General features: G+C 57.5%; 25 protein-coding genes and 2 pseudogenes. 11 read left to right on the forward strand and 16 right to left on the reverse strand.

Annotation, left to right across the window (positions count from 1 at the left end; all coding sequences use genetic code 11):
• The first annotated feature begins 6 nt into the window (after positions 1–6).
• The 4 genes from HX866_RS11565 to HX866_RS11580 are packed head-to-tail and all read left to right on the forward strand — an operon-like array spanning position 7 to position 5,142.
• Positions 7–489, forward strand: coding sequence for a (2Fe-2S)-binding protein (locus HX866_RS11565; protein ID WP_177139673.1), 483 nt, complete (start codon positions 7–9; stop codon positions 487–489).
• Positions 489–2,738, forward strand: coding sequence for a xanthine dehydrogenase family protein molybdopterin-binding subunit (locus HX866_RS11570; protein ID WP_177139675.1), 2,250 nt, complete (start codon positions 489–491; stop codon positions 2,736–2,738). The genes HX866_RS11565 and HX866_RS11570 overlap by 1 nt, the downstream gene beginning before the upstream one ends.
• A gap of 17 nt (positions 2,739–2,755) precedes the next feature.
• Positions 2,756–4,108 carry a c-type cytochrome gene (locus tag HX866_RS11575; RefSeq protein WP_177139677.1) on the forward strand — a complete coding sequence of 451 codons (1,353 nt, stop codon included), beginning with the start codon at positions 2,756–2,758 and terminating at the stop codon, positions 4,106–4,108.
• An 11-nt stretch (positions 4,109–4,119) separates the two neighbouring features.
• Entirely contained in the window at positions 4,120–5,142 is a 1,023-nt protein-coding gene (locus HX866_RS11580) for an XdhC family protein (protein WP_177139678.1), read from the forward strand.
• Positions 5,143–5,459: 317 nt separating this feature from the next.
• Here the strand turns inward: HX866_RS11580 and HX866_RS11585 are convergent, their stop codons facing one another.
• The 7 genes from HX866_RS11585 to HX866_RS11615 all read right to left on the reverse strand — a co-directional run bounded on the left by HX866_RS11585 (position 5,460) and on the right by HX866_RS11615 (position 10,281).
• Positions 5,460–6,398 carry a LysR family transcriptional regulator gene (locus HX866_RS11585; protein WP_177139680.1) on the reverse strand — a complete coding sequence of 313 codons (939 nt, stop codon included), beginning with the start codon at positions 6,396–6,398 and terminating at the stop codon, positions 5,460–5,462.
• A 139-nt stretch (positions 6,399–6,537) separates the two neighbouring features.
• Positions 6,538–6,735, reverse strand: a complete 198-nt coding sequence (locus tag HX866_RS11590; RefSeq protein ID WP_177124560.1) for a cyclophilin-like fold protein — start codon at positions 6,733–6,735, stop codon at positions 6,538–6,540.
• Between the two features lie 225 nt (positions 6,736–6,960).
• A complete protein-coding gene (locus HX866_RS11595) occupies positions 6,961–7,356 on the reverse strand; it encodes a DUF1330 domain-containing protein (RefSeq protein WP_177093619.1) in 396 nt (131 codons plus the stop codon).
• Between the two features lie 31 nt (positions 7,357–7,387).
• Positions 7,388–8,512: an MFS transporter gene (locus HX866_RS11600; RefSeq protein WP_177139682.1), complete on the reverse strand. Its 1,125-nt coding sequence runs from the start codon at positions 8,510–8,512 to the stop codon at positions 7,388–7,390.
• A 74-nt stretch (positions 8,513–8,586) separates the two neighbouring features.
• Positions 8,587–8,943, reverse strand: coding sequence for a putative quinol monooxygenase (locus HX866_RS11605; RefSeq protein WP_256344902.1), 357 nt, complete (start codon positions 8,941–8,943; stop codon positions 8,587–8,589).
• A gap of 137 nt (positions 8,944–9,080) precedes the next feature.
• Positions 9,081–9,788, reverse strand: coding sequence for a carboxymuconolactone decarboxylase family protein (locus HX866_RS11610; RefSeq protein WP_177093622.1), 708 nt, complete (start codon positions 9,786–9,788; stop codon positions 9,081–9,083).
• Positions 9,789–9,852: 64 nt separating this feature from the next.
• Positions 9,853–10,281, reverse strand: coding sequence for a (R)-mandelonitrile lyase (locus HX866_RS11615; RefSeq protein ID WP_177124563.1), 429 nt, complete (start codon positions 10,279–10,281; stop codon positions 9,853–9,855).
• A gap of 135 nt (positions 10,282–10,416) precedes the next feature.
• Here HX866_RS11615 and HX866_RS11620 point away from each other — a divergent pair, with 135 nt between their 5' ends.
• Both HX866_RS11620 and HX866_RS11625 read left to right on the forward strand, forming a co-directional pair.
• Positions 10,417–11,313 (forward strand): LysR family transcriptional regulator, encoded by an 897-nt coding sequence (locus HX866_RS11620; protein WP_177093624.1) that lies wholly within the window; start codon positions 10,417–10,419, stop codon positions 11,311–11,313.
• Positions 11,314–11,444: 131 nt separating this feature from the next.
• Positions 11,445–12,359 carry a LysR family transcriptional regulator gene (locus tag HX866_RS11625; RefSeq protein WP_177139687.1) on the forward strand — a complete coding sequence of 305 codons (915 nt, stop codon included), beginning with the start codon at positions 11,445–11,447 and terminating at the stop codon, positions 12,357–12,359.
• A 91-nt stretch (positions 12,360–12,450) separates the two neighbouring features.
• Here HX866_RS11625 and HX866_RS11630 read toward each other — a convergent pair whose 3' ends face one another.
• Both HX866_RS11630 and HX866_RS34290 read right to left on the reverse strand, forming a co-directional pair.
• Positions 12,451–13,122, reverse strand: coding sequence for an SDR family oxidoreductase (locus tag HX866_RS11630; RefSeq protein ID WP_177124565.1), 672 nt, complete (start codon positions 13,120–13,122; stop codon positions 12,451–12,453).
• 136 nt (positions 13,123–13,258) lie between these two features.
• A pseudogene (locus HX866_RS34290) lies at positions 13,259–13,408 on the reverse strand ((R)-mandelonitrile lyase); the annotation flags it as partial.
• Between the two features lie 388 nt (positions 13,409–13,796).
• Here HX866_RS34290 and HX866_RS11635 point away from each other — a divergent pair.
• Entirely contained in the window at positions 13,797–15,044 is a 1,248-nt protein-coding gene (locus HX866_RS11635; RefSeq protein ID WP_177093627.1) for a multidrug effflux MFS transporter, read from the forward strand.
• Between the two features lie 127 nt (positions 15,045–15,171).
• Here HX866_RS11635 and HX866_RS34295 read toward each other — a convergent pair.
• Positions 15,172–15,398 (reverse strand): annotated as a pseudogene (locus tag HX866_RS34295) (dienelactone hydrolase); the annotation flags it as partial.
• A 219-nt stretch (positions 15,399–15,617) separates the two neighbouring features.
• Between HX866_RS34295 and HX866_RS11640 the strand changes: the two are divergent.
• Positions 15,618–16,358, forward strand: a complete 741-nt coding sequence (locus tag HX866_RS11640; protein WP_177139689.1) for an SDR family oxidoreductase — start codon at positions 15,618–15,620, stop codon at positions 16,356–16,358.
• Positions 16,359–16,742: 384 nt separating this feature from the next.
• Here the strand turns inward: HX866_RS11640 and HX866_RS11645 are convergent, their stop codons facing one another.
• The 4 genes from HX866_RS11645 to HX866_RS11660 all read right to left on the reverse strand — a co-directional run bounded on the left by HX866_RS11645 (position 16,743) and on the right by HX866_RS11660 (position 19,544).
• Entirely contained in the window at positions 16,743–17,432 is a 690-nt protein-coding gene (locus HX866_RS11645; RefSeq protein ID WP_177093629.1) for a type 1 glutamine amidotransferase domain-containing protein, read from the reverse strand.
• 12 nt (positions 17,433–17,444) lie between these two features.
• Positions 17,445–18,494: an NAD(P)-dependent alcohol dehydrogenase gene (locus HX866_RS11650; RefSeq protein WP_177124567.1), complete on the reverse strand. Its 1,050-nt coding sequence runs from the start codon at positions 18,492–18,494 to the stop codon at positions 17,445–17,447.
• Between the two features lie 119 nt (positions 18,495–18,613).
• Positions 18,614–18,913 carry a superoxide dismutase gene (locus HX866_RS11655; RefSeq protein ID WP_177124568.1) on the reverse strand — a complete coding sequence of 100 codons (300 nt, stop codon included), beginning with the start codon at positions 18,911–18,913 and terminating at the stop codon, positions 18,614–18,616.
• Between the two features lie 34 nt (positions 18,914–18,947).
• Positions 18,948–19,544 carry a flavodoxin family protein gene (locus HX866_RS11660; RefSeq protein WP_256344903.1) on the reverse strand — a complete coding sequence of 199 codons (597 nt, stop codon included), beginning with the start codon at positions 19,542–19,544 and terminating at the stop codon, positions 18,948–18,950.
• Between the two features lie 64 nt (positions 19,545–19,608).
• Here HX866_RS11660 and HX866_RS11665 point away from each other — a divergent pair, with 64 nt between their 5' ends.
• Entirely contained in the window at positions 19,609–20,610 is a 1,002-nt protein-coding gene (locus HX866_RS11665; RefSeq protein ID WP_256344904.1) for a LysR family transcriptional regulator, read from the forward strand.
• 284 nt (positions 20,611–20,894) lie between these two features.
• Here the strand turns inward: HX866_RS11665 and HX866_RS11670 are convergent, their stop codons facing one another.
• Positions 20,895–21,797 carry an NADP-dependent oxidoreductase gene (locus tag HX866_RS11670; protein WP_177093632.1) on the reverse strand — a complete coding sequence of 301 codons (903 nt, stop codon included), beginning with the start codon at positions 21,795–21,797 and terminating at the stop codon, positions 20,895–20,897.
• A 108-nt stretch (positions 21,798–21,905) separates the two neighbouring features.
• On the opposite strand from HX866_RS11670, the gene HX866_RS11675 reads away from it, so the two are divergent.
• The gene (locus tag HX866_RS11675) at positions 21,906–22,775 is read left to right on the forward strand and encodes a LysR family transcriptional regulator (protein WP_177093633.1); all 870 of its coding nucleotides are present in this window, start codon (positions 21,906–21,908) and stop codon (positions 22,773–22,775) included.
• Between the two features lie 198 nt (positions 22,776–22,973).
• Here HX866_RS11675 and HX866_RS11680 read toward each other — a convergent pair whose 3' ends face one another.
• Positions 22,974–23,321 carry a DUF6124 family protein gene (locus HX866_RS11680; protein ID WP_177124569.1) on the reverse strand — a complete coding sequence of 116 codons (348 nt, stop codon included), beginning with the start codon at positions 23,319–23,321 and terminating at the stop codon, positions 22,974–22,976.
• Between the two features lie 482 nt (positions 23,322–23,803).
• Here HX866_RS11680 and HX866_RS11685 point away from each other — a divergent pair, with 482 nt between their 5' ends.
• Positions 23,804–25,129 (forward strand): hypothetical protein, encoded by a 1,326-nt coding sequence (locus HX866_RS11685; RefSeq protein WP_177139691.1) that lies wholly within the window; start codon positions 23,804–23,806, stop codon positions 25,127–25,129.
• Positions 25,130–25,395 lie beyond the last annotated feature (266 nt).

Raw genomic sequence — 25,395 nt, forward strand, 5'->3', positions numbered from 1 at the left:
TGAGTGATGGAATTACGAATCAACCAGAAGACCTACCAGGTCGATGCCGATGCGGACACACCCTTGCTCTGGGTGATCCGCGATGATCTGGGCATGACCGGCACCAAATATGGTTGTGGCCTGGCCCAGTGTGGCGCCTGTTCGGTGCTGGTGGACGGCAATGTGGTGCGCTCCTGCGTGACCCCCGTGGCCGGGGTGGTTGGCCATGAGGTGACCACGATTGAGGCCATCGAGTCGGATGACGTGGGCAAGCGTGTCGTCGCAGCCTGGGTGGAGCAACAAGTCGCTCAGTGCGGCTATTGCCAATCCGGGCAGGTCATGGCCGCTACGGCGCTGCTCAAACACAACCCCAGACCCAGTGATTCAGAGATCGAAGCTGCGATGGTCAACCTTTGCCGCTGCGGTACTTACAATGCTATTCACGCGGCCGTTCACGACCTTGCAGGTCAGTCTGCGCCGGGTCAGGCCAAGCAGAAGGAGAACGTGTGATGGGCGTAGTTATCGATGCGGCGAACGACACGCCGCCCCTGTCGCTGAGCGATCCGGTCAACCTCTCTCGTCGCCGCTTTTTGACCGGTACTGCCGTGGGCGCACTCGTGCTGGGCCTCGGCCTGCCGCTGGGCTCTGCCCGCGTGCAGGCTGCTACCGCTAAGACGGTCGAGCGCGGCACGCAGGTGCCGGCCTTCCTGGAAATTCGCCCTGACAACACCGTTCGGTTCTTGTGCCCATTCATGGAAGGTGGGCAGGGTACATTCACTGCCATGGCGCAGATCGTCGGTGAAGAACTGGACGTCGATCCGACGCACTTCCTGGTGGAGGCAGCGCCAGCGGGCGACGAATACGTTGTGTTGGCAAATGGCATGCGCATTACCGGCGGCAGCATGTCGGTGCGGATGAGTTATCCGACCATGCGCCGCCTTGGGGCCTTGGCCCGCGCGATGTTGCTGCAAGCGGGCGCTGAGACGCTCGGCGTGCCAGTGAACGAGTTGTCCACCGAACCCGGCAAAGTGGTGCACGCTGCCTCGGGTCGCTCCCTCTCTTATGGTGAGCTGGCCGGGCGCGCTATGGACCTGCCGGTGCCAGATCCGGCCAGCGTACAACTGCGCGATCCCGCCCAGTTCCGCTGGATTGGCAAACCGGTGAAGCGTCTCGATGCCTACGACAAGTCCACCGGTAAGGCGATCTACAGCATCGACCTCAAGGTTGATGGCATGCTCCACGCTGCGGTGCAGCATGCTCCGCGTCTGGGCATGACCGTTGGCAACGTGCGCAACGAAGAACAAGTCAAGGCGATGAAAGGCGTGCACTCTGTGCATCGTCTACCCGGCGCCGTGGCAGTGGTCGCCGAGCGTTGGTGGCATGCGAAGCGTGCGGTGGAGGCGGTTCAGGTCGACTGGCAAGAGCCAAAGGCCGACAGCAAGGTAAGATCCATGCCAGCGGATTTCTCCAGTGACGCGTACTTCAAAAAACTAGCCGCTGAGAAAGGCCCGAGCCGTGACGCTGAAAACGAAGGTGATGTAGCGGCTACGCTGAGCAACGCCAAGACGAAAATAGAAGCCACCTATCACAACCAGTACCTAAATCACGGCCAGCTTGAGCCGCCGTCTGCACTGGCTCGGTTCAACCCCGACGGCACACTTGAAGTATGGCTACCTAACCAGGCGCCGGACATGTTCCGTGGAGATATCGCCAAGCGGACCGGCCTTGACACCTCGCAAATCACATTGCATTCGCCGCTTCTAGGGGGCTTTTTCGGTCGGCATTTTCTCTATGACTCAGCCAGTCCATATCCACAGGCCATTGCGTTAGCTAAGGCAGTAGGGCGCCCGATCAAGTTGATCTGGAGCCGCGAAGAGGAGTTTCTGCGCGACGTATTGCGTCCTGTTGCGGCAGTCAACTTTCGGGGGGCGCTGGACAACGACGGCTGGCCGGTGGCAATCGAAGCGGTCAGCGCCACGGAGGGGCCTAGAGAAGCCCTGGCAGGCAAACAGGGCGAAACAATAGACCCGACCGCGCTAGAAGGGCTGGCAGGCAAGTCGTACGCCATCGCCAACAAGCGGATCGCGCAGATCTATGTCAAAGGACCGGTGATGCTCGGTTACTGGCGGTCGGTGGGGAATTCGCTGAATGATTTTTTCTATGAGTCCTTCCTCGACGAGCTCGCGGACAAGGGCGGTAAAGACCCGTTTGAGTTGCGCCTGCACTTGCTGCGTGACAACCAGCGCCTGACGACACTGCTGCAAGCGGTGGGCGAACTCTCGGGAGGATGGAAGCGTGGTCCGTTTACCGCTGAAGACGGGAGCAAGCGGGCGCGTGGTGTGGCAATGGCCTCGCCGTTCGGCACACAGACTGCTGTGATTGCCGAAGTGTCGATCGAAAAGGGTCAGGTCAAGGTACACGATATCTGGCAGGCGATTGATCCTGGCAGCATCGTGAACCCTGCGATTGTCGAGGCTCAGGTGAATGGTGCGGTGGCACTCGGTTTGTCCCAGACGCTGTTGGAGGAAGCGGTGTACGTCGACGGCAAACCCCGTGCGCGCAACTACGATCTTTACCCGATCCTGCCGCCGTCACGGATGGCGCGGGTGCACGTTAAAATCATCGAGAGCGGTGAAAAAATGGGCGGTGTGGGTGAGCCACCGTTGCCGGCAGTAGCGCCAGCGGTGGCTAACGCCGTGGCGGCATTGACCGGGAAGCGTGTGCGCAGCATGCCATTGAGCCGACACTCTTTCACCTGACCTGCACTGGAGTGCCCATGAAGAACCGCCGATTCGCAAGAACCGCTGGCTGGTTGGCCTTGCCGTGCCTGGTCGCGGCCGGGCTGCTGGCCTGGTATGTCACCCGCGAGCCTTACTCGCGACTGGAACAGGATCATGTCGCCGTCGCCGACATCGACCCGGCGCTCGTCACCCGAGGCGAATATGTCGCCCGACTCAGTGACTGTGTGGCTTGCCACAGCGTGCCGGGCGGCGCGCCATTTTCGGGCGGCCTGGAGATGGCCACGCCGCTTGGGGCTATCCACGCCACCAACGTCACGCCCGATCGCGAGACCGGTATCGGCAATTACAGCCTAACGGATTTCGACCGTGCCGTGCGCCACGGTGTCGCACCGGGTGGGCGACGTCTTTATCCGGCGATGCCGTATCCGTCCTACGCCAAATTGAACGATGACGACATGCGCGCGCTATACGCGTTCTTCATGAAAGGCGTGGCGCCGGTCAAACAGGCGAATGTACCCAGCTCGATCCCTTGGCCTCTGAATATGCGCTGGCCGATAGCACTGTGGAACGGTGTATTCACTGACAGCCAACCTTATGTGGCGAAAGCGGATCAGGATGCGTTGTGGAACCGTGGAGCCTACCTGGTTCAGGGCGCTGGTCACTGTGGCAGCTGTCATACCCCTCGGGGTCTGGCCTTCAACGAGAAAGCATTGGACGAATCTGGCACGCCGTTTGTTTCTGGTGCCTTGCTCGACGGTTGGTACGCGCCGAGTTTGCGTGCGGACCACAATACTGGGCTGGGCCGCTGGGGCGAGCCAGAAATTATCCAGTTCCTCAAAACGGGCCGCAATAGACATGCGGTGGTGTTCGGCTCGATGACGGAGGCGTTCAACAACTCCACGCAGTTCATGAGCGGTGACGACCTGGCCGCCATCGCCCACTATCTGAAATCGCTACCCGGCGACAGTCAACGTGACGGCGCCGCTTGGCAGTACCAGCAGGTGTCGGCCGCCACGCAACTGAACACCCCCGGCGCAGGTACGTATGTCACCCGCTGCGCGTCTTGCCATGGGCTGGAAGGCCAAGGTCAGCCCGAATCGATGCCGCCATTGGCGGGGGCCACATCGGCGCTGGCGAAAGAGTCTGCGTCTGCGATCAACATTACCTTGAACGGTTCGCAGCGTGTCGTGGCTGACGGAGTACCAGACGCATACCGCATGCCGGCGTTCAGACAACAGCTGTCGGATCAGCAGATCGCCGAAGTGCTGACGTTCGTGCGTGGCACGTGGGGCAACCAGGGCGCAGCGGTGGACTCGAAGGCCGTGGCCAAGCTGCGTGAGCACACCGACTCGGCGAGCAGCAGTCCGATCATTTTGCAAATGCGATAGGGGAGCGTGTGATGGAAAGCATCGACCTGCTGGTGTTGCGCACCACCCGAGACTGGCTTGCTGCTGGTCACCGCGTACTGCTGGCGACCGTAGCCCGCACCTGGGGCTCTTCGCCGAGACCGGTGGGTTCGATGATGGCGTTGCGTCACGATGGGCGCGTTGTCGGCAGTGTCTCCGGTGGATGCATCGAGGATGACTTGATTCACTGTTACACCACGGCCCATGGTGCAATTGGCTTGGTCGACGGGCCGCCCGAGGTGGTGCGCTACGGCGTCAGCGCCGATGAAGCGCATCGCTTTGGGCTGCCTTGTGGCGGTACGCTGGAGTTGATCCTTGAGTTCAACCCCTCCTGGCAGTCGCTGGGTGAATTGCTGAGCCAACTGGATGCTGGGCGTCTGGTGCGTCGTCGTCTGATTCTTCACGCTAACGAAGTCAGGCTTGAACCGACTCCGACGCCGGAACAGTTTGAATTCGACGGACAACAGATGCTCAACACGCTGGGGCCCGGCTATCGATTGCTGATGATCGGCGCAGGAGCACTCGCTGAGTATTTGGCCACCATGGCCCTGTTCAACGGGTTCAACGTATCGGTCTGCGACCCGCGACCCGAATACATGGATACGTGGGCGGTCAACGGCGTGGAATGCCTGGTGGGCATGCCGGATGACGTGGTTCGTGATTTTTCGGTCGACCTGAGAACCTGTATCGTTGCGTTGAGCCACGATCCCAAGCTTGATGATCTTGCGCTGCTGGAGGCGTTACAAGGTCCGGCGTTCTACGTCGGCGCCATTGGTTCGCGTCGTAACAGCCAACTTCGCCGTGAACGCCTTATCGAACATTTTGGCGAGACCGAAGCTTCGCTCAAGCGCCTTCGTGGCCCGATCGGGATTTACATCGGTAGCAAGACTCCGGCAGAAATCGCGGTCAGCGTCATGGCAGAGATACTCGCGGCTAAGAATGGCATCGTTTTGCCGGGTGAGTTGAGCGTGGCTAAGGGCAAGCGCTGGCTGGAATCGGCAAACGCGTCGTTATGACGCTGGCGCTTGCGCGCGGCTCACCGAACCTCGACGATAGGGATGGGTATATAGACAACAATCAGGTCGAACCAGATTCGGCGTGGGCGCTCGAACGGGTGTTCGCTGGCTCGTTATGCAGTGGCAAACGGGTGGCAGCGGGCAAGTAAAACTGATCAGGTGGTCGCACACAGGTGGCATCTGGCTAACCACCTAAAGCGTTACGCTAGGTGTTCGGTCCCGTAATCAGCCGCTTCGCGGCAGCCAGCCATGGTCGGCGCGGTAATGTAAAAGCCTTCGGCCGAAAGTGTATGTTCAATCCAATTTGGCCCGAAGTATTAATGCCGCTTTCTCTCCAGGGCCTGATTAGCGACTTTCGTTTGATCGCGTGGATAACGCAAGGCATCGACCAGCAGGGTGAACGCCGGCGATGCCTGAAGACGACTGGGATAGTAAAGATGAAACCCGGGGAATTCCGGGCACCAATCCTCCAGTACTCGGATCAAGCGTCCATCAGCCAAGGATCGCTCTACCAAGGTTTCAGGGAGATACCCCAGTCCCACTCCTGTCAGGCAAGCGTCGCGCGTCTGGTACACACCATTGACAGTCAATTGGCCACTAACGGACACTTTTTGTGTCTGCCCACCCTTTTCGAACTCCCAGGCATAGAGGCCACCGTGAGTTGGAAATCGCATATTGATGCAGTTGTGGTCAACCAGCTCGCGCGGAGAAACCGGAGATTGGTGATGCTCAAAATAGAGGGGGGATCCAACCACGGCCATGCGCATGTCCGGCGCTATCCGCACAGCGATCATTCCATCAGCAACCATCTCGCCATATCGCACACCCGCGTCGTAGCGCTCAGAGACAATATCGACTAACCCGTACTCGCAGATGACCTCAACCTTGATGTCTGGATACTGGCCGAGAAAATCCACGAGGACCGGCCAAAGCACGGTATGGAAGCTAAAGTCCGCGGCAGTGATCCGAATCGTGCCCGCAGGCTTATCCCGTAGACCCAGAAGCGTTTGAAAATGTGCCTCCATTGCATCAAAGTGCGGGCTCATGCTCTTGTATAGGGTTTCGCCTGCTTCAGTCAGGGAGACGCTGCGTGTAGTGCGCGTTAGCAGTCTCATACCCAGCCGTGTCTCGAACGCTTTGATTGCGTGGCTCAGCGAAGATTGTGAAACGCCGAACTGTGCAGCGGCTTTGGTAAAACTCCGCTCTCGTGCTACCGCGATAAAGGCCAGAAGGTCATTCGCATTCTCACGCAACATCCCATATTCCCCACAATCGATTTCCCGGCTTCAGCATCCACTAACAGAGTACTAAAACGTTCAGCTCATTCTGGCCGCTGCGCATTTGTGCGCGGGTAGCCCTGCTAATTCATCAGATCAGGTCCTGGCGACCAAAGAATCACATCACCCATCTCATCGCCGGGTGATCGTGGCCCAGCCGTCGAAAGTGACCGGGCAGCCCCGCAAATTTTTCGCGACCGTATAAGTCGTTCACGCTTAACGTGATCGGCAGCAGAGACGCGAAGTCCCTTGCCGTGGGGTTGTCGGCGGGGGAGGCGAGCACCGATTTTCCATGGACCGTGATACGGACTTTCATGCGAGGCCCTTCAATATAAACCTGATCCGTCGACTCGGCGCCAGTAGCCTGCCCATACGTATGCGCAGGCAAGGGTCGTCACAAGGTCTATGGCCCGAACTACCAAGGCACATATGCACCAGAGCCGTTGCGGGGGAAGAGATGGAGCCAAGCATTGGATAACCGGCCCGTAACGAACAGCACTGATGCGGGGCACTCATTAGCCCAAGCCCCGGATTCATTCTCTTACTTGGCCGTTATACCCTCGATCAGGTACACGTCCGTGTTGGCTGACCGCTGACGAATTTTTCGCAGTGCAGTGTATTCGGGTGAGTTGTACCAGGCCTTGGCCTTTTCGATACTATCGAATTCGATGACCACCCGCTTCCGCTTGGGAGCAGCACCCTCAAGTGAAATGGTCTGACCGCCACGGACAATGAAGTGGCCACCATACGGCGTGAAGGTTGACTCAACGTTCGCGCTGTAAGGTTTCATGCCCTCAGGATCCGTCACCTCGAATTCGGCGACGTAATAAGCAGGGGCAACGGCGGACGATTTTTCGCCTGCGTAGACAACCGAATTTCCTGCGATAAAAAGCGCCAAACCGACAAGCGCACCCGACATTATTTTCTTGGCTTTCATCTTCTCTACCTCTCTTGAAAAACGAACGGGTTCAAGCCCCGCGTTGCCCCAGCAGATGTACTGCTAAAGCCACAAGCGAAAGGATCAGGCCAACTGCACAGACCGCTGGCCAGCCTAGATGGGCCCATCCCAAGCTCGCTATCGATGCGCCCATCGAGCCGCCCAAAAAGATGCTGGTTACGTACAGGGTGTTGAGCCTGTTTCGTGCCTCAGGCTCCAGTCCGAGAATGGTGTTTTGACTAGAGACGTTCGCAATCGACATGCCGAAATCCATGAGTACGACGCCAATGACCAAGCCACGAAGCGAAACATCGAAGCTGAAAACCAGATACGCCACCAGGCAACAACCGATACCGAGCAGCCTTCCTTTCGCACTCCCGAAGCGCTCTATCAACGGACCGCTGAAATTGGCGGCCAACACACCAACAATCCCGACGATGCCAAATGCACCCGCCGCCGCCGCCCCCAGTTCAAAAGGCGGCTTGGCGAGCAGCAACGCGAGCACTGACCAGAATGCAGTGAACAAACCAAACACACACGATTGAATAATGCAGGCTGCACGCAAAGATGGGTGGCGTTTGAGCATTTGCCACATTGACGTATAGAGCGAGAGGTAGCTTTGTCCGGTCTTCGGTGCCAGCCTTGGCAGGCATTTCCCCAGCGTCAACGCCAGGGCTATTGCCCCAATACCGGCGACAACGAACATCGCTCTCCAACCGAACGCTTGCCCGATGACGCCACTGACCGTGCGGGCAACAAGGATCCCCGCCAGTACGCCGCTGAAAACAATGCCCAAAGCACGGGCACGCTGGGAGTCTGGTACCAAATCCGCCGACATCGGCAGCAATAGTTGAGTGATGACGGCTCCAAATCCAACAACGGCAGACGCCAGAGTCAAGGTCATTATCGATGGCGCCGCTGCGCAGGCCATGGCCCCCAGCGCCATGGTGCATGCGAGTATGATCGACAGCTTCCGACGGTCTACGAGATCGCCCATTGGCAGTACGCTTATCAGTGACAGTGTGTAGCCGAGCATCGGGGCTACAGCCACCCAACCGATGTGTGACGCGGCGTCGAAGCTCTGAGCAATCAACGCGAGCAGGGGCTGTGCGTAATAAAGATTAGCGACTGAAGCACCCGCACAAATCGCAAGCACAAACAGCAGCCTCCTCGGAACCGTAGTTACCTGGTTGGCCCCGCTGGGTTTACCCTCATGTGGCCCCGCGTCACTCACTGTGAAACCTTGCTGCTGAGTTGCACCGGCTGGGTTTCAATCAGCTCTTTGGACACGATCATCGACTTTGTGGTTGTGACATATTTTTGAAAATGTGAGGACGTAATATGACTGCGGTAAGCGGCATCATTGGCGTATATCTCAAAAAAATGCAGGCGATTCGGGTGGTCCTTTTCCGCTACCGAGTAAATCGCCAAAACGCCAGGTTCAAGGCGGATAGAGTCTGCCATCTCTTCTTTGACAGCCGCTTGGTAAGCAGTGAGCTGTGCCGGGGAGATGACAATTTGTGCAATTCGCACCACCTTGTCCGTAGGCTCATCGGAAAACGCTGTCCCTGCCCACAAGCAGGACATTGCTATTGCTCCCAAAAAAACAGGCCTTCGCATTGAGATCAATCCTGTGAGGGTTCTAATGTTCGCAATGCTACAGTGCTAGCTCCGAGGGCATTCATGAGCACACCAGATAACAGTTATCTGACGCTCATCAACTGTCAGCGCCGACTTTCAAAAACATCTTTGAACACCGGCATTGCCGAGAATACATTTGGCCATCCTGCATGAAACGCCAGCTGTGTCAGAACTTCTGCTGCCTGCGCTTGAGTCAGGCCATTGTCCATGGCGCGATTGAGGTGATATGGAATTTGTGCCACCTGGCCTGCGCCGACGAGGGCCGTAACCGTGATCAGACTCCGATCACGCGGCGCCAGGGCTGGCCTCAGCCACAAATTGCGGAACAGGTAGTCGGTGGTGTTTTGCACCACACCTGGAGCTACTTCGCCAAAGTTGCCGGCCACCGCAGTTGCACGCTTGGCCTCGCTTTCTTCGTCGAGCGGCAGCGACGCATCTTGTGCTGGCGGCAACCCCGACAGATCAATCCCGTTTCGCTCAAACACAGCCTTTGTCGGTAAGACCGCCGCCATGGCATTGCCCCAACCGGCATAGAAAGCAAGGTGCGTGATCATTTCAGAAATTTCTGCGGCCTGAACGCCGTTGCTCAATGCTGCCTCCAAAGCCGGGGTGAGCTGCACGGCCTGATTACGCGCAATCACCAGAGCAAGTGTCACGATGCTCCTGTCGCGTGCTGACAGTTCAGTACGCGCCCACAGCGCGCCATGAATGGCCTGTTCCGTGAACTGACGCAGAGCCGGGGCGACAGACTCCAGGTCTTGCAATGTCGGTACGGAAGTCGATTCAGTCATTTCGGTTCTCCAATTCAGTGCTGGCCAATCCGATGCGTTTCAATCGACCAGAAGGACCAAGTGCTCAGTGGCTGTGTTCGTGGCTGTCAGCGGTCGGGCCGACCGAGTATTCCTCGTCAGTGACTTTTTCCAGCCAGACTACGTTCACGCCGTCCAGCGCTTCCTGCACGGCGATATGCGTCATTGCTGTAGTTGCCGAAGCTCCGTGCCAGTGCTTATGGCCGGGCGGACACCAAATAACATCGCCTGCCCGGATTTCCACAATCGGCTCGCCATCGCATTGAGTCCAGCCACAACCTGCGGTCACTATCAGCGTCTGGCCCAGCGGATGTGTATGCCAGGCACTACGGGCGCCGGGCTCGAAGGTCACCGCCGCTACAGAAACGCGCGCGGGTTCGGGCGGGAAGTTAAGTGGATCAATACGAACCGTGCCGGTGAAATACGCTTCCGGGCCTTTTACTGAAGGTTGTGAGCCGACTCGTTTGAGTTCCATTGCCATGTACCTTTGGGTTTTGGTTTAGAACGAAGCCTCAATCACATTGAAGCTTCACAGTGCATTTACTGTATAGGCTGATCGGACCTATGATTAGTCGGCAGAATCGGGATGCACTTATGCACTGGAGCATTAATAATCAAAGAAAGCCTGAACGACCTGCTCGCCTTCATGACGGTCGCCCGTGAACGAAACTTCACCCGCGCCGCTGCACAGTTGGGTGTGTCTCAGTCGGCATTGAGCCGAACCATCAGCGCTCTGGAAAAACGAATGGGCTTGCTGCTGCTGACTCGAACCACCCGGAGTGTTTCGCCGACCGAGGCAGGACGTAGGGTCCTGGCAGCCATCGCGCCGCGTTTTGAAGAGATCGATGCGGAACTGGAAGCGCTTAGCGATTTGCGCGACCGTCCAACTGGCACAGTGCGCATTACGACGACCGATTATGCGACCCAGGCTTACGTCTGGCCTCGCCTCAAACCTTTGCTGCGAGAATTCCCGGATATCCGTGTCGAATTGATAAACGACTATGGCCTTTCGAACATCGTCGAGAAAAGCTACGACATTGGCATTCGCCTGGGTGATCAGGTAGAGAAGGACATGATCGCCGCACGCATTAGCCCGGACTTGACGATGGCTATCGTCGGAACACCAGGTTATCTGTCAGAGAACGGCTCATGTGAAACACCTCAGGACCTGATCCACCACAATTGCATCAATCTGCGTTTGCCCACGCGCGATTCGCTGATGCAATGGGAGTTAAGCAAAGGGGGTCGTGAGTTGAAGGTCAGTGTGGACGGGCAACTGGTATTCAACAGCACATACCAAATGCTGGATGCCGCGCTTGAGGGATTTGGCCTCGCCTATATCCCTCTGGATCTTGCACAGCCTCACGTCGACTCGGGGAAACTGATTTGTGTGCTGGAAGACTGGTTTCCTACCTACACCGGCTACCATTTATTCTATCCAAGTCGTCGGCAAGCTTCACAAGCAGTCTCTTTGGTGGTCCAGGCTTTGAAAGCATTCAACCCCTGAAGCGGCGGCGATGGCCAACGCCATCTACAACGCCACCGGCGTCCGGGTGCGGGATTACCCCATTACGCTGGATAAGCTCATCGATCACTTACCCGATCAGTATGCTTTCCCCAATCACCAATGGAGTTCCCATGCAGTTGAGTCGCACCAACTTGGCAGACATCATCTATTTCCTCGCCATTGCCCGACATCAAAGTTTTAGTCGGGCGGGCCTGGAAGTCGGCATTAGTCCTTCTGCACTTAGCCATGCAATGAAGGGGCTTGAGGCTCGGTTGGGTGTTCGACTATTGAATCGCACCACTCGCAGTGTGACGTTGACTGCTGCCGGTGAAGAGCTACAAGGCTTGATCAAAAACCCGGTCAACGACATCAACCAAGCCTTGGAAAAGCTCAACCGCTTGCGCGACGAGCCCGCCGGACGGATCCGACTGAACGTGCTCAGCGATGGAGCAGAGCTGCTGCTGGGGCCCGTGCTACCTGTCTTCGTCGACCGGTATCCGGGTATCGAAATTGACCTCACTGTATCCAACAAGATGGTCGACGTGATCGGAGAAGGCAACGACGCAGGCATCCGTTTTGGCGGCACCGTTGCGCAGGACATGATTGCTCAGCGGCTATCCCCCGATATTCGCTGGAGCGTGGTCGGCACCCCAGAATATCTGGAGCGCTTCGGTATCCCGCAGCATCCAGAAGACCTGAAGGATCACCGATGCCTTCGAGTTCGACTGGGAAATGCACGGATCTACCACTGGCAATTTGCTAAGGATGGGCAAGTATTGGAAGTGGATGTGCCCGGCGCCATCACCATCGACGAATCGCGGATCGGCATGGCCTTGGCTAGCCGTGGCGCGGCCTTGATGTATGTGCCTGAGGCCGTGATTGCCCCACAGATAGCGAACGGAGTATTAAAGGCTGTGCTGGAGGATTGGTCCCATGTCGACCCAGGCTTGCATGTTTACTACTCCAGCTCCAGGCAATTGCCAGTGGGCCTGCGACTGCTGATCGACCTGATTCGCGAACTGGAACCCATGGGACCGCTACCTTGATGCTGTGGCGGGAAGCAAGCGTCTCAGCGTGATCTCGGTGTGCGCGGCAGCGGCGCACATTTGTCCTGAGTGGATGTTCAATTCATCCGGTTCAAGCTACGGTGTATCCGCCGTCCACAGCAAGCGAATGACCGATCACGAAGCTTGAGCCCGGGCCGCACAGCCAGAGCACAGCGTCGGCAATTTCCGACGCCTCACCCAGACGCCCGATAGGCTGCAACTTCATCAGTTCGGCCATCGCCTGCGGTTGCGTTTCAAGCATGTCGCCGACCATCGGCGTATTGATAATGCCAGGGCAGATCGCATTGATACGAATACCTCGCGCGGCATACTCCAGGGCTGCACTCTTGGTCATCCCCAAAACACCGTGTTTGCCTGCGTGATAGGCCGCGCGCCCGGCGATGCCCACCAATCCGCCAAGCGATGAACAGTTGACGATTGCGCCACCGGTTCCCTGCTCGCGCATGTGCTGGAGTTCGTACTTCATACAGCTCCAGACACCGCGCATGTTTATGTTATTAACCGCGTCAAATGCCTCCACTGTCGCGTCGGCCATTTCGGCAACCGGGCTTTGAACGCCTGCGTTGTTGAAGGCGAAATCCAGCCGACCATAAACGGCCACAGTACGGGTGACCATGGCCTTCACTTGAGCGTCGTCAGCAACATTGCACGTTATTGCCAGTGCCGCGTATCCCTCGGCGATTAGCTGCTCAGCGGCCTGTTTAACAGCCGTTTCAGTTCGACAGCGTTCTGCCAGGAACAATGGTGGAGACGGTGGTCACACAAACCGGGAAGGAAAACGCTATGCCTTTAGCCGTTTGGTAAAGACTTCGTTAAAAACCGGGACCGCTGAAAAGGCATTGGGCCAACCGGCATAGAACGCCAGTTGAGTGAGCATTTCAGAGGTCTCTGACTGCTTCCAGCCGCTCGACATTCTTGCCTTCCACAGACGCCTGGATAGCCATATGGGTCATACCGGTGCTGGCCGTTGCTCCGTGCCAATGCTTTACACCTGGCGGGGTGCAGATGACATCCTCTGGACTGATCACCATTCCTGACAATGTTCTTTGGAGGGCCTGCGGAGTTTTCAGCGTGGGCGGTAACCGATGCAATGAGCATCGCTAGCGGCGATAAGGCGACGAACATTCTCATCAGTAGCTCCTGCTTGCGTGGTGGTCTCCAGCAAGTTAGTTCATGGGCCACCTACCGACTACCGCTGAAAATCACATGAACCAATGAGCCTTTCTCAGTCATAAAAAACAGCACAGAGCCGATGGTTTTACGTCTTTTCGGCGGGCCTGGGCTCACACTTGTGAGCGGCGCTCATAAGATCATCCATATTGAGCCTGTATTCGCTTAGGGGCCAGCATAGTTACAGTGGAAAATAGTGTGATTTTAGAGATGGGAACCCGACGATGGAGGCACTTGAATTCCACCATGAATGATATGAATGCTACTGCCCCGGAGCACCGTGCGATCAGCAAGGAGACGGAGGTTAACGACCAGAACCACGGCCTGCGGATATTGCTAATCCTCAGCATGCTGATGGCGTTTGCCTCAATTTCAACCGACCTTTATCTGCCCGCAATGCCAGTGATGGCTGCTGCGTTACACGTCAGTGGAGGCACGTTGGAATTTACCGTTACGGGTTATCTGATTGGATTCGGTTCTGGACAGTTGTTCTGGGGCCCGTTCAGTGATCGGTTTGGTCGCAAAATGCCGGTGGCCATTGGGTTGATACTATTCATTATCGGCTCGGCAGGTTGTGCCATGGCGGCAGACGGCACGCAGATCATTGGGTGGAGAATCGTGCAGGCACTGGGAGCATGTGCAAACGTGGTGCTGGCACGGGCCATGGTGCGAGACCTGTATCAAGGTCGTAAGGCTGCTCAAAAGATGTCGACGTTGATGACGATCATGGCCATTGCCCCTCTAGTCGGTCCGACAGTGGGTGGCCAAATTCTTAGGTTTGGTTCGTGGCAAGCCATTTTCTGGACCTTGGTCCTGATTGCGTTGGCGACCCTTGTGAGCCTGCTGCTATTGCCTGAGACGCTACCCAAGGCCCGCCGCAGTCCAGCATCGCTGAAAGAAATCATGGCTCGCTACGGCGGTTTTCTTCGTGATGGCCGATTTGTTGGTTACACGGCTACGGGCGCATTTTTCTACGCCGGAACTTTTGCCTATATCGCAGCCTCACCTTTTGCCTACATCACCTATCACCATGTATCCGCGCAGGTGTATGGACTGCTTTTCGCCGCGGGCATCGTAGGCATGATGGTGACAGCGCAAATCAATGCCCGACTTCTCAACCGCTACGACACCCAGGTGATGATGACAGTGGGTGCGCTCATGTCTGCATGTGCGGGGCTACTCTTGGCCATCAACACTTGGGCGAACTGGGGTGGGTTGCCGATGATGATGTGCGCTTGCCTCCTGTTCGTTTCTGCCACCGGGCTCGTATTGGCCAATTCAATTGGCGGGGCACTGAACTGTTTCCCGCATGCCAGTGGCTCTGCTTCCGCACTCGTTGGCGCATTTCAATACGGTTCTGCCATGTTGGGGTCGGCATTGGTGGCGGTGTTTTCCGATGACACTCCTTGGCCTCTGGGCTGGGTATTAGCGGTCTGCGGGATTGGATGTTTGCTTTGTGCCATTTGGGTCCGAAAAGCTGAGCGCTCTAATTAAAGGTTGATTCTAATGAGCGACAAAAAAGTATGGTTTGTAACGGGTGCATCTAAAGGCCTTGGCTTGAGTGCGACATGCTGTCTCTATGGGAGCGGTCGTGCCCGCGAAGCCGGCATCGTGTTGGAGGGTAGGCGATGCAAACCGCCAACTTCGGGTGTGCGTTGCAGTCCCGGTTGAACCGGTCGGGTCGAAGCGGGCACCGGCGATTTCCAGCGCGGCCCAGCCACCGAGTGAATGACCGATTACGGCAATCCGGTGGTTCTCGACCGCGCCAAATTGCTTCGGTTGAGCCAGCACCGCATCGATCGCGCAGCTCAGGTCAGCAGGGCGTTTCCATCCCGCTGCCAACTTCGGCAAAAGGTTGTGAACGGCCAATCAAACCGATAAAGTTCTAACCGTCGAAAGAGTGCTGGCCGGATGGTAGCCCGGTCACCGTTCCACGGAACGGCAACTCCTCCCCCCTGGGTATCCGCGACACCTAGCCCGGCTTGCCGGTTGCGAAGGTGTGCCCGCTGATTCCCTCATAAATCGTCGGCGCCCCTTCTCTATCAATATACGGAAGGACACACGACGATGAAGCTCACAGGTAACACCATCCTCATTACTGGCGGCGCAACAGGCATAGGCTTGGCGCTTGCCAAGCGTTTCTCGAACGAAGGCAATCAGGTCATCATCTGCGGCCGCAGCGAGGCCACCTTGCGAAAGGCGAAGGCCGAAGCGCCGGCGCTGATCACGTACAGCTGCGACGTGGCCAATGCGACAAATCGCCGTGCAATGACTCAGTGGTTGAAGGCCAACCATCCGGCGCTGAATGTCTTGATCAACAATGCTGGCATCCAAGCACATCGCGACTTTACGACCGATCCCGCAATGGGCAGCCTGGATCAGGAAGTGGCGATCAACTTCACCGCCCCCATCCACCTGATCGCCGAATTGCTGCCTATGCTCAGGCAGCAGGCCCTGGCCTATGTCGTCAATGTCAGCTCGGGTTTGGCCTTCTCTCCAATGGCCGACGTGCCGGTTTACAGCGCGACCAAGGCCGCGGTTCACTCCTTCACGCTTAGCCTGCGCCACCAACTTAAGAAGACAAGCGTCCGGGTTATCGAGATCGTTCCGCCGATAGTCGATACCGGCCTTGGCGATGGCGCCCGCAGCGAAGGCACTATCAATCGCATGAGGGTCACGCCTGAAGACTTTGCCAAGGAAACGCTTGCACAGCTTGCCGAAGGCAAAGAGGAAATATTGGTGGGTATTTCGGCCAAGACACGCGAGTTGGGAGAGGCCCTGTTCGAACGAATGAACAGCCGCGACTGAATCGCACACAAGGTGGCCGTGACCGATCACGGCCACTTTTGCGCCCCATATCCGGGCACGACTCGTGCTGGCCCCCATAATGAAATCGATGAACGAACGTGGAGAGCATGCACATGACAATCCTTGTCGTCGGTGCCGCAGGCGAGACCGCAGGGTTGATCGTTCCTGCCCTTGCAGACGATACTCGGTCGTGAACCGCGCACGTTGCAGGCATATTGTGAGGAACTGGCGGGTCAATAGAGAATCAGGCGCGTCCCGTCGGCAGGCATCTGCCGACGGTGTCTCGTGCCTGGCGTGCACCTCAGCCTTACGGCGCGAGCGACCCCGAAAAATCGGGGCTTGTTACACACCCTTGTTGAGCCGTAGCCAACTCCACGTCCTCCGTCAGGCTGCCGCCTTCAATTGAGCGACAACAGCTTCCCCTACGCCACGCGCCGAGGCCGGGTTCTGTCCGGTGACCAGGCGACCATCCGTGACCACCTTCTCCGACCAGTTGGGGGCGGGCTGATGCAGCGCGCCGCGTTCCTTCAAGGTACTCGCCAGCAGGTACGGAACAACTTGGGTGTACTTAACCTCGGCCTCTTCCTCATCGGTGAAAGAAGCAAGCTTCTTACCGGCGACAAGGTAGCTGCCATCTGACAAGGTCGCGTTCACCAATGCCGCCGGGCCATGGCAGACGGCCGAGACGATCCCGCCAGCCTCCCAAATCTCGCGGATGACCTCTTGCACGGCTTCGCTGTCGGCGAAATCCCACATCGTACCGTGGCCGCCTGCGAAGAAAACGGCTGAGTAACGCAATGGGTCGAGGTCGCCAAGCACCAACGAGTGGGCGAGCGCGTCGCGAAAACTCTTGTCCTTCCAATAGTGGGCATTGGCCGGGTCGGACAGGTCGAAGAAATCGATCGGCGGGTGCCCACCACGGATGGAGGCGATCTCGACCGGAATGCCGGCGGCCTCGAAGACTTCCAGCGGATGGGTTAGTTCTACCATGGCAAAACCAGTGGGCTCGCCGCTGTCGCCACGGATGGGATGGCTGGTCACCACGCACAGGATGGGTTTCGTCGCGCTTATCATATTTTCAACTCCTCAGGATTTGATCGAGGCCATATCGATGACGAAGCGGTACTTCACATCGCTCTTCAACATGCGCTCGTATGCCTCATTAACCTTCTGGATGGGGATGATCTCGACGTCCGAGACAATTCCGTGCTCACCGCAGAAATTGAGCATCTGCTGGGTTTCGGGGACGCCCCCGATGAACGAACCGGTGATCACGCGACGGCCACGCACGACGGCACCCGCATTGACAGGGGTACTCAATGGCGCCATATAGCCGACGAGCACGAGTGCGCCCTCCAACGTCAGCGTCGACAGGTAGGGATTGATGTCATGGTCATATGGGACGGTGTCTATGATCACGTCGAAGCGACCGGCGACGGCCTTCATTTGCTCCACATCACTTGAGAGCACGACGTGGTCCGCCCCCAAACGAAAAGCGTCTTCTTCCTTGCCTGTAGAGCGCGTGAAGAGACTGACGTCCGCCCCCAGGGCCTTGGCAAGCTTGAGGGCCATATGGCCGAGCCCGCCGAGCCCGATCACCGCAACCTTGCTGCCCTTACCAACGTTCCAGTGGAGCAGCGGCGACCATGTGGTGATACCTGCACATAGCAGCGGCGCAGCACCCGCCGGATCGAGGCCGTCGGGCAACGAGAGAACAAACTTTTCGCGAACAACGATCGAGTCGGAGTAGCCACCATAAGTGACGCTATGATCGTTACGATCAATGCTGTTGTAGGTGAAGGTAGCTCCCTCCAGACAATCCTGCTCCCAGCCTTTGCGACAAGGCTCGCAGTGTTGGCAGGAATCAACCATGCAACCTACGCCGACCATGTCGCCTGCCTTGAACTTGGAAACACCGGCTCCGGCCTGCCGCACACGACCGATGATCTCGTGGCCGGGGACAATCGGGTACGTGGTGAAACCACCGTGATTCTGGGCCAGGTGCAAATCAGTATGGCAAACGCCGCAGTAGAGAATATCGATAACGACATCGTCCTCTCGCGCAGGTCGCCTTTCGAAAGTAACGCGTTCCAGGGGGCTGCTAGCTGATTGAGCGGCAAATCCGAATGCATTCATATAAAGGCGTACTCCATTGTTTATCGCGCCGGACTTCTCGTTCCTGTCCCATGCAGTGGGTGAAACAGCTGAGCGTCCACCACTCAGCCGCTGAAGTTATTCCGCAATAGAGGCAGGACTTAATCGTTGCTTGCAGCGAACAGCGCTTCCCAACCGGTAAAAGGGCCTATCGGGATAATCTCCCAACCGATCAGATTAGCCTTGGCAAGTGGAAACTTGTCTAGTGCAGCCTTGGCGTCTTCGATCGTCTCGGCTTCAGCGAAAATAGCCACGCCTGGACGATCCTGGCGAAAGTAAATGTCGCGAATGATTCCGCCTTTGTACAACTGCCAGGCGTGCCGGACTTCGTCTAGCATGTGCGGCGCGTATTGATCCATCGTCGCGTCCGGTTGTGGTACGTCGAGACAAAGAAATTTCATGGTCAGACCCCTTGGGAAGGCATGTGGGCAAACGCTAGTTGGGTAGAAGGCGGGCTGCAGTCAGCGCCACGCGCTTGCCCAGGTAGGCTGCGGTGTCGAGATCGCTGCGAATCGGTGTAAGGTCGGCGCCTTGGTCATTGTTCGACTGGGTCATAACCCCCAACCAACTGCCGTGGCGATTGAGGTCGTTCTCGCTGCCGGTGCTGCTGCTGTTGCCAGGCATTAGGTCTAGACCCACCCAGAGCATTCCGTGCTGGGCGGCGAACAGCGCCATAGAAACCAGAGCGTTCAACTTGTCGCCATGCTGCGCACCGGAATTGGTGAAGCCCGCCGCGAGTTTGTTGCGCCATTTGAGTTCGAGCCACGCAGTCTTGGTGGAGTCCTCAAAGAACTGTTTGAAGCGGGCGCTGATCATGCCGTTGTAGGTCGGGGATCCGAAGATGATCGCGTCGCTCTTCTCCAGCAGCGCCCAGTCAATAGGCCCGTCGGCGACAGCAATGAGCCTGACGTCGGCCCCTTCAACTTCTTTGGCCCCTTGCGCAACAGCTTGCGCCACGCGTGCCGTATGGCCGTAACCACTGTCATACACAATTGAAATCAACATCTCTCTGCCCTTGGTTTGTTGGGACATCGCGCAAGCCCGAGATACGCAGTTCTCCTCAGGCGAGAACCCTGCTCTGGCTTGCAGAAAGGACTTGCTGCCGGGTTACTTTAAAGTAGAATTTATTTATGCATTGACGGTATTAATTCAACTCAATGCATCATTTTTTTCTACAATTGCGAGTGTTAACGTGCGAGATAGATTCGATGGCGTGCAGTTGTTCGTGGAGGTCGTCGAAGCCGGTGGCTTTGCGAAGGCCGGCGAACGGCTTTCGTTGACGCGCTCGGCGGTCGGCAAGGCGATCGCACGTCTGGAAGGACGACTTGGCGTCCAGCTCTTTCAGCGAACCACAAGAAGCCAGAGCCTGACCGAGGACGGCCAGCAGTACTTCGAGCACTGTCTGCGTGCGATCGACGAAATGCGCGCAGGCGAGACCCTGTTGGAGAACGGTCGGCGAGAAGTGGTCGGCAAGCTGCGGGTCTCTCTGCCTGTTCTGTTCGGCCGCTACTGCGTCGCGCCTATCCTGCGATCCTATGCGCGCCAACACCCCAAGCTCGAACTGGAATTGAATTTCAGCGATCGCCAGGTGGACCTGATCGCCGAGGGGTACGATCTCGCGGTCCGCAACGGCCGCTTTGGCAATAGCTCGACCCTGCGTGCGCGACGGTTGGTCAGCCAACGAAAAGTGCTATGTGCCTCGCCGCACTATTTGGCGGCACGGGGCGAGCCCAGCTCGCTCGTCGACCTCACTGACCATGATCGGCTTCCATACTGGCGCAACGATCACGGTATGGTCTGGCAGCTTCCCGATGCGACGGGTGTACTTGTTGACGTCCCGGTCACCTCGCGCCTGCGTTTCGACGACCTGGAGGTGATCGCGGATGCTGCCGCCGAGGGCATGGGCCTAGCCTGGCTTCCCTATTGGCTTATACGGCAGCGGATGCAGCAAGGTGAACTCGTCGAAATATGGGGCGATCGGCCGATCGCCGCTATGGAGTGCTATGCGGCCTGGCCCGCCGCTCATTATCTTCCACTCCGATCGCGTCTTGCGATCGACCTGCTTGCCATGGAACTGGAGAACTATCCGGGAGCCTGAGTCCGTCGCGCCCGTGGTGGAAGTTCACATGCGAACGACACCGGACATCCATACTCATCAACCAAGGGAGAGACCACATGGCAGACAACAAAAATCGACTGACAGCCGCAGTGCCTGCCGTCAGCATGGCCTGCGGCATCTGAGCCTCAGCCGACTCATAGCAAACCCCCCGCCTATTGACGGTGCTCGGTGCGGGGTAGGATGCGATGGCCACTGAAAACAATGCACCCATCATGCGAATCTTCGAGTTCGCTCTGCTTCCCAGCGACCTCCAGCCTTCCAATTCAATCCATTGTAATGACAAGCCGTCCGGTGACATGACCTTGCGCGCTGAGTTCGTGCGCAGCGCCAACTTCATTGAGTGTAAAAGTGCGCGCTACGGGCAGAGTGAATGCACCGGCGACAAACAACGTTGCTGCGCGCACCAGGGCGGGCGTAGAGTTTTTCTCTTCAAACAGAGTCCTGACTCCATATTCCGGCGCATGGAAGTCAGAGATTGACACGACCTTTAAGGGGGTGCCGGTGATCGCCACCAAATCGGGTATGACCCCGGATCCGGCAACATCGGCCGCTGCCTGTACCCCGCCCGAAACCAGCACCGCAACCCGTTCGACAAGGCCGGGACCATAGGTCGTCGGAATCGCACCCAACGATTGCAGATAAGCATGTTTTGGAGCACTGGCGGTACCGATCGTTCGAATACCAGAGGCCTTGGCCAACTGGATCAAAGCAGACCCTACGCCACCGGCTGCACCGCTTACCAGCAGTGTTTCGCCTGATTTTACATCAAGTTCATCGATGATCCGGGTCGCCGTCTCGACCGCCACCGGGAAGCCCGCTGCCTCCTCAAACGAGAGGGTTTCGGGCTTCTGAGCCCACTCGTGGAGGATCGCGTATTCGGCCAGGGTGGCATTTCCTTTGCCAAATACGGCGTCGCCTACCGACACGCCCGTTACGTCTTTGCCAATGGCCTCGACAATGCCCGCCGCGTCGATACCGATCCCGGCAGGGAGCGTTAGCGGCATGAATTCACGCATGTATCCAGCCCGAATTTTCCAGTCGATCGGATTGATACCGGCTGCCTTAACCGCAATCCGTATCTGACCTGCGCCGGGCGTTGGTTGATCGATGTCTTCGAGTGTTAAGACCTCTGGCCCACCGTATTCATAAAAACGTACTGCTTTCATTTGGTAACTCCTTGCCAGATGCTGGGTGAAATGCTGATGCTCAACTGATCCAGATATGATGTACAGTCATCAAAAAATGGACATATCGTCTCAATATCGGAACAGCGAATGAATCTCAGCGCGCTAGCCCATTTCAATCTCGTTGCCACTCACGGTGGGTTTGGTCGGGCGAGCCGCGCGAGTGGGTATCCGAAGGCAACGCTGTCGCGCCAGGTACGAGCTTTGGAGGAGTACTTGGAAACTCGCCTCATAGAGCGTGGCGGCAGAGAACTACGTCTGACTCCTGAAGGCGCAATCCTGCACGCACGCACCGTTGATCCCTTCGGCGAAATCATGCAGGCGGCAAAAGAACTGAAAGCTGGAATCGGCCAGCCGCGTGGCGTACTGCGCGTTAGTGCGCCGCTATTATTTGCTCACGTCTCGGTGGGTCGATTAAGCGCGGCCTTCCATGCTGCATATCCTGATGTACTACTCGACGTCACTGCAGAGGATCGCGTTGTTGACTTGATAGGTGATGGCTACGACGTCGTGGTGCGCTTCAATCCACGGCCGGACGAAACGCTGGTCGGCCGCAAGTTTTTGAGCGATCAACTCGTGCTTGTCGCGCCACCACACCTATGCCGCCCGCCGCCCGCCAATACACCGTCAAAATTACCGGCGGTCGTTCGTGTGGGTCGCACAGACGTTGCTCCTTGGACCATCGTCGACGCCGAGGGTTGTGTACGCACCTATCTCCCGCAGCCCGTGCTGTGCTTATCGACGCCTTTGCTGGTGCGTGATGCGGTACTTGCGGGCGCCGGCGCCGCCCTCGTGCCTCGATCTGCCGTCGCCGAAGAACTTGCTTCAGGTCGTTTGATCGAGTGGGGGGCTGCACAGGCCCCTGCTATTGAGGGCTGGGTGCTGCATGCTTCACGTCGTCTCGTCAGCCCTAAAGTGAGTGCTTTCGTCGCGTTTCTTTGCACGCATTTCGCCAACTAGGCGGATGCTCCTGTGCTGAACGATGACGTTCACATCTCAAGGCCAGAGAGGTGTTGTGGCTCAACTGGGCTGGGTTTCTTATCTGGGTCTGAGCAGGTGTCAGGCAATCGCCTGAGGGGGAGGCTGACACGGCTGTAGCGTTTCATACTCAAATGAACGGGAAGCCTCACTTCCCGTTCTTTGATCATGGGTGTGCGGTCAACCGTTGACGCTGACGGCCTGCCTATCCAGCACCGAGTCCATCCTCAGTTGCGCCAGCTCAATCAGGTGCACCACACCCATCGCCACCTGGCGATTCGAGCCTGTTTGGTTGTCTGCGTTTTCATAGGCTGTTGCAGCGGCGGATTTCAGAATGGAGTAGACGTTGACGAGGGCGTCTTCCTGATTCAGGGGTTCATTCAGAGGATCATGCCGCGCGATGGCAGGGGGTGGTTTCGAGCCTGCGTCTGGACCAAGGTTGTAGTGAGACAAAGCCCGGTCGACGATGCGAGGGTCGATAGATTCGACGTTGGGCGTTGCCGGTGGGTTGGGGGTTACTTTGAACATAATTATGCACTTCCAATGTTAAGTGGAACTGCCAGATATCGCGACTAAACGAAGGGGTGGCAGCTGTACGCAGGTTAGTCGACCGGAACATTGGGAACCCGGCGCGCCCGAAAGCGCCCTGCGCACAGCCACCATAAAGAGGGGCATGAAAAAACGTGCCCAACTGGAGGGTGATGCTTGTGCGCCCAATGTGAAGATACCGGGCGACTAAACCCGATCACTGATGAGCAGTGACGAGTCAAAGCCTAGCGGTGGAATCAGGCGCAAACAAGCGGTCAGGATTTTCTAGGAAATTTCACTCAAGGGAAAGAGAGTTCTCTTGCGGGTCGCTGAAATGGCAGGCTTCCGTGAGGGCTGCGAGTGCAATGGGCCGTATGGTCGACTCCACGTAGGGTCGTCTGTAGCTCACCAAAAGAACCTGGGTGGCGCCGTCGTGATAGAGGCCTATATGCTTGGAGAATTCATATGTAGGGACAGTGTTGATGTGGAAGTTTTGGCTGAAAGGACTCACTCGTAATCGTCAAGATGCTGTTGTGGCTAAGCCCAATGTCCCCCTACCGCCAGAGCAGGCGCCTCCACTCCCCACGACAGACTGGCAGGTACTGGTTAGCAGTTGGGATGGTTTCCGCCGTGAGTCCGGGCTGCAGGCGATCAGATCATCCCAGTCGACGATACGGTTGGCCGCTGTCCTCGAGCGTCTCAACGATTGGGTGCCTCAAGTCCGTGTCGCAGCGGTGGCGGCGCTTGATGACTATTTGACGCCGCAGCATGCCGAGTCGCTCATTGCGCAAATGCCCGCCATCATGGCGTTAGGAAACCGAAAGCGCGCCGATCACACCCCGACGATCAGGAAGCTTGAAACGGCGCTGGCGATGAAAGAGTGCCTCGCTCACTGCAATGAGGCCTTCTGGGCGAGCCGAGGCGCTTCGGCTCGATTCCTCTTCAATGTCTTGGTTCAAACCAAGGTGGAGGATGATCTCACCCTGTTTCTGGTCGAGACCATGCGCCACCCGGATCTGGCGGCTCGGCAGATGGCGATCGCCAAAACTCAGGACCTTGCCGAAGGACCTGCACAAAGGGTCATTGCGATCGGGTTGAACAACGCAAGCGGTATCCTCAGGACCCAAGCGTTCCGTGCGGCAATGCGATTTCAGAATGGCCGTATTCGCTTAATTCAGCAGTTTCTGACAGACCCGTCGCCGGCGGCAAGGTCTGCCGCACTGTGGGCTGCCAGTCAGCACGGCGTTGATCCTTCCCAGACTCTTCTCGAGCGGTTGGCCGGTGACATGCCAGTCTCCAAAGCACAATGGCTGGGGGGGCTGGGTCTTGCGCAAAACCTGAGTGTGCGAGTACCTGAGCAGTGGGTCCGCCCTGGGATAAACCAACGTTGTGGCGCCGTTCGTTCGCTGGTACTGGCCATTGAGGGCAGCCACAGGCCGGAGCTTCTGGTGGCGGGGCTCAATGACCCGTCCCAATGCGTATTCGATGTAGCCGTCAAAGGGGCTCATTTACTGGTGTGGCGCGATTCCAGGCTTGAGCGCGAGTGGGAGACACTGCAACCGGCTCGCAGGCGAGCTCTTCACAGGGTTATGCCCACGTGGGGCCAGGTGCAATTTCTGCTGGTGCAGTTCCAGAAGCAGGCCAATGCGAGTTATTGGCTTGAGCAAATACGCCTCTGGATTGAGGCGCACTACATGATCTTTGACCCGATCACCCCGAAGAGTGAGCGCCAGCAGACTATTCAGCACCTGACTGAACTGGAAGCGACAAACGCATTGCCCGTCGGATCGCTCGCTCGGCTGGTATGACTGGGGGATGTTCAACAGCTTCTGGTGCCGGTAGTCATTGGCGTGAGTCGCCGCTCGGCAAGGGCATCAATCGGCCAACAGCTGAAATACCCTAAAATCATCTTTTTGAGTGCTAATGATGCGTGTCTATAGTGTCCACTTCGTCATCAAGATAGAAGACCGCTGGCTTGCGAAGCAACCTCCATTCGAAACACAGCGGACTGTAGTCAGGTATTTTCTGAATGCATCGCTGTTCGTTGCATCTGATAGAGACCTGGCTTATGAAA

This window comes from Pseudomonas gingeri (assembly GCF_013386165.1).
Lineage (GTDB): Bacteria > Pseudomonadota > Gammaproteobacteria > Pseudomonadales > Pseudomonadaceae > Aquipseudomonas > Aquipseudomonas gingeri_C.

Coding starts and splice junctions, on each gene's coding strand:
- HX866_RS11650 (WP_177124567.1), bottom strand. CDS start 18,494: ATGAATGCATTCGGATTTGCCGCTCAATCAGCTAGCAGCCCCCTGGAA.
- HX866_RS11575 (WP_177139677.1), top strand. CDS start 2,756: ATGAAGAACCGCCGATTCGCAAGAACCGCTGGCTGGTTGGCCTTGCCG.
- HX866_RS11635 (WP_177093627.1), top strand. CDS start 13,797: ATGAATGATATGAATGCTACTGCCCCGGAGCACCGTGCGATCAGCAAG.
- HX866_RS11655 (WP_177124568.1), bottom strand. CDS start 18,913: ATGAAATTTCTTTGTCTCGACGTACCACAACCGGACGCGACGATGGAT.
- HX866_RS11565 (WP_177139673.1), top strand. CDS start 7: ATGGAATTACGAATCAACCAGAAGACCTACCAGGTCGATGCCGATGCG.
- HX866_RS11590 (WP_177124560.1), bottom strand. CDS start 6,735: ATGAAAGTCCGTATCACGGTCCATGGAAAATCGGTGCTCGCCTCCCCC.
- HX866_RS11580 (WP_177139678.1), top strand. CDS start 4,120: ATGGAAAGCATCGACCTGCTGGTGTTGCGCACCACCCGAGACTGGCTT.
- HX866_RS11615 (WP_177124563.1), bottom strand. CDS start 10,281: ATGGAACTCAAACGAGTCGGCTCACAACCTTCAGTAAAAGGCCCGGAA.
- HX866_RS11640 (WP_177139689.1), top strand. CDS start 15,618: ATGAAGCTCACAGGTAACACCATCCTCATTACTGGCGGCGCAACAGGC.
- HX866_RS11570 (WP_177139675.1), top strand. CDS start 489: ATGGGCGTAGTTATCGATGCGGCGAACGACACGCCGCCCCTGTCGCTG.
- HX866_RS11625 (WP_177139687.1), top strand. CDS start 11,445: ATGCAGTTGAGTCGCACCAACTTGGCAGACATCATCTATTTCCTCGCC.
- HX866_RS11610 (WP_177093622.1), bottom strand. CDS start 9,788: ATGACTGAATCGACTTCCGTACCGACATTGCAAGACCTGGAGTCTGTC.
- HX866_RS11595 (WP_177093619.1), bottom strand. CDS start 7,356: ATGAAAGCCAAGAAAATAATGTCGGGTGCGCTTGTCGGTTTGGCGCTT.
- HX866_RS11685 (WP_177139691.1), top strand. CDS start 23,804: ATGTGGAAGTTTTGGCTGAAAGGACTCACTCGTAATCGTCAAGATGCT.
- HX866_RS11680 (WP_177124569.1), bottom strand. CDS start 23,321: ATGTTCAAAGTAACCCCCAACCCACCGGCAACGCCCAACGTCGAATCT.
- HX866_RS11585 (WP_177139680.1), bottom strand. CDS start 6,398: ATGTTGCGTGAGAATGCGAATGACCTTCTGGCCTTTATCGCGGTAGCA.
- HX866_RS11675 (WP_177093633.1), top strand. CDS start 21,906: ATGAATCTCAGCGCGCTAGCCCATTTCAATCTCGTTGCCACTCACGGT.
- HX866_RS11645 (WP_177093629.1), bottom strand. CDS start 17,432: ATGATAAGCGCGACGAAACCCATCCTGTGCGTGGTGACCAGCCATCCC.
- HX866_RS11605 (WP_256344902.1), bottom strand. CDS start 8,943: ATGTCCTGCTTGTGGGCAGGGACAGCGTTTTCCGATGAGCCTACGGAC.
- HX866_RS11670 (WP_177093632.1), bottom strand. CDS start 21,797: ATGAAAGCAGTACGTTTTTATGAATACGGTGGGCCAGAGGTCTTAACA.
- HX866_RS11660 (WP_256344903.1), bottom strand. CDS start 19,544: ATGTCCCAACAAACCAAGGGCAGAGAGATGTTGATTTCAATTGTGTAT.